We start from the raw sequence: 3,040 nt of genomic DNA on the forward strand, positions 1-3,040 counted from the left end.
ATTACCCTGCAAGCAATTTGCGCTTGCATCCTACCCGCTGGAGAGATTTCCGTGCTTTCCCACCTACTCTCTTATTCGACCTTTTCCTAGAGACTCCCTCAACGTTTTTCCTCGTTCCGAGTCACAGATTGTTATGACGGTTTAGGGTTGTCCATTTCGCCTACACGATCCCCAGGGATGCGTCTGACATAAGACTTCGACGCGGGAATGTTCGTGTGCGGTCAGGAGATTTTTGGGTGCCTCCTTGCCGAAAAGTAAGACGCTTTTTCAGGACATTCCGTAATGTATCCATGCCGTCTCCCCATTACCCCCAGTGTGCCTATCACCCTTAGCTCTGGTTGAGGCCTGATGCCAGCTTCACTCTGCTAGTGGAAAGGTCTAGCTCGGTGTGGCCAGGTCGGGAGTCCGCTGTCCCTTAGCGGGTGAGACTTTCACTCACATCCGTAACTCAGTTATCCAACAGGCTCTTCTTTGGTGGCCTCGCTTGTTGCAGGCTCTTCCGCCGTGGCCTCGTTAGACCCTATTCATACCCCTCTAGTTGCTAGAGGCTCTTAATAGGAACGAGTCGCACTCTTATTCTTTATGTGAAATAATTTCCTAAAATTACGCTCTGCATCAAAGTTTTAAGCTGATAAAATCTTACTTTTAACTTTTGTCGGGGCTAATGGCCATTAGCTACGCATAACTTTCCTAAGGTCATGCTCCGCATTTCCTGACGGAATGCTCCGCTTTCCATGTCGGCTCAAGCGCCGAAACGTTTTATATGTCGCTCCGCGTTAACGGAGTTGTGCGCTAGCTAAACGCTACGCGACATGAAAAAGGGAGTTGTGCGATAGCAAAACGCCCCTACGACTTTTGACTTCCGTGAAACGGTATAAGGAGATATTCACAAAATTCAAAATTCTTATCAGACAAGGATTTGGATATTTAGGTAACTACCCTACAATAACCGGATTTGGTATTAGATATGAAATAATTGCCTGAAATTATTGTAGGGTCAAAGTTTTGAGCCTATAAAATCTTAATGCATGACTTTTGTAGGGGGGAATGGCCATTAGCTACGCACAACTTTCCTATCGGAATGCTCCGCAAACGTTAACGCCCCTACGACTTTTAACTTCCGTGAAATGGTATGACTGATAACTGAAATGACTTTTATCTCCTTTAACTACGCTATATTTTTATTAATAGTATTAGGAATCTACTGGTCAATGTCACGACAGTCTTGGCGAGTATTAATCCTCTTAGTTGCGAGTTTAATTTTCTACGCTACTATTCAACCCCAATATATTCCATTACTATTAATAATTACCCTATTAAATTTTTACCTTGCTCAAGCTATTGGGGAACCGAAAGACTGGCGCATTGCCAATACAAAATGGAACCGCCGTCGCTTACTACTATTGTGGTTAGGTATAGTCTCTAATATTTTACTTTTATTAAGCTTTAAATATATACCTTTTATACTAAACAGTATTGGCATAATTTACAATTTACCCAATATTTTAGAAACTGCTAATTGGTTTGAAAATAATCTGATAGCTCCTTTAGGATTAAGTTTTTTTTGTTTTGAATGTCTGGCTTATTTAATTGACATTTATCGAGGTGCCCCTCCTGCTGCTTCTTGGCTAGAATTTACATCTTATAAATTATTTTTTCCCAAACTTATTTCTGGTCCGATTACTCGTTATCATTATTTGCAAAATCAGCTAGGAATGACTAGCAGAAAAAATAGTCAAGTTTCAGTTAAAATACCAGTCTTAAAATTCCCAAATTTAGAACAAATTACGGAAGGAATTTGGTTAATTGCAACTGGGGCAGTAAAAAAAGCTTTAATAGCTGATAATTTAGGAATTTTTGTAGAGCTGAGTTTTGGTAATTTACAAAGAGCAGGAAGTGGTGATTTATGGTTAGCAACAGTTGCTTATGGATTACAACTTTATCTTGATTTTACTGCCTATGTTGATATTGCTCGTGGTAGTGCTTTTTTAATGGGTTTAAGTTTGCCACAAAATTTTGATTTTCCTTATTTTAGTACGAGTATTTCAGAATTTTGGCGAAGGTGGCATATAACTTTAGGAGATTGGTTGAGGAATTATTTGTATTTTCCATTAGGAGGTTCGAGGGTAGGATTATTTCGTACTTGTTTGAACTTATTAATTGTGATGTTAATTGCTGGTATTTGGCATGGTGCTAGTTGGGGGTTTATTGTTTGGGGTGTTTTGCATGGTTTGGCATTAGTAATTCATCGGTTAGTAGAGGCAGTTTCTCAAGAACTTAAAGTACAGAAAATCTGGGAAAGTTGGTCGGGAATTTTGATAAGTTGGTTATTAACTCAGAGTATGGTTTTTGGGGGGTGGATATTTTTTAGATTGCCAAATTTGAGAGATTCTTTTTGGGTAATTTATCATTGGTGGGGTTATGATGCGGATGTTCAATTTGCTGATAAAGTTTATCTGGAAGCAATGGGTTTGGAAAGGTTACAGTTGGTTTGGTTAATTTGTGGAGTTGTGGTGCTTATGGCAGTTAATTATTGGTTTCATCGAGGTTTAAAATTACAGTTAAATTGGCAGTTGAAAGTTTTATTAGTGCCTGTATTTTTCTTTGTTGTTTGGTTGTTGGCGCCAGAAGGTTTACCTTATATTTATTTTGATTTTTAGAGAAAGAAGGAAGAAGGAATAAATAAGAAGGAAGAAGTAAAAAGGAATAAATAAGAAGGAATAAATAAGAAGGAAGAAGTAAGAAGGAAGAAGTAAAAAGGAAGAAGTAAAAAGGAAGAAGGAAGAAGTAAGAAGGAAGAAGTAAGAATAATCTAAGTATTCAGCTTTCTTTTCTGGGGAATGCTGCACAAACAAGACTTTTAATTCTCCGAAGAAGGAAGAATTCATTAATTGATAATTGATAATGGATAATTGATAATTACCTCTCCCTTTTAGGGAGAGGATTGACACTTAACAGGAAAAGATTTATTTTTTTCCCCTTGAAAGGGGAGGCTTCAAGGCGTGAATGATCTAATTATTTAATTGTTTAATTATTAATT

The 3,040-nt window shown here is 38.0% G+C and carries 1 protein-coding gene; it reads left to right on the forward strand.

The window, feature by feature from the left end:
* Positions 1–1,148 precede the first annotated feature (1,148 nt).
* Entirely contained in the window at positions 1,149–2,660 is a 1,512-nt protein-coding gene (locus AFK68_RS04065; protein WP_094671698.1) for an MBOAT family protein, read from the forward strand.
* The last annotated feature ends 380 nt before the right edge of the window (positions 2,661–3,040 follow it).

Origin of the sequence: Hydrocoleum sp. CS-953 (assembly GCF_002260545.1) — a bacterium.
Lineage (GTDB): Bacteria > Cyanobacteriota > Cyanobacteriia > Cyanobacteriales > Microcoleaceae > Trichodesmium.

What these genes read in the sequence shown, in the direction of transcription:
- AFK68_RS04065 (WP_094671698.1), top strand. Translation starts at nt 1,149, where the DNA reads ATGACTTTTATCTCCTTTAACTACGCTATATTTTTATTAATAGTATTA.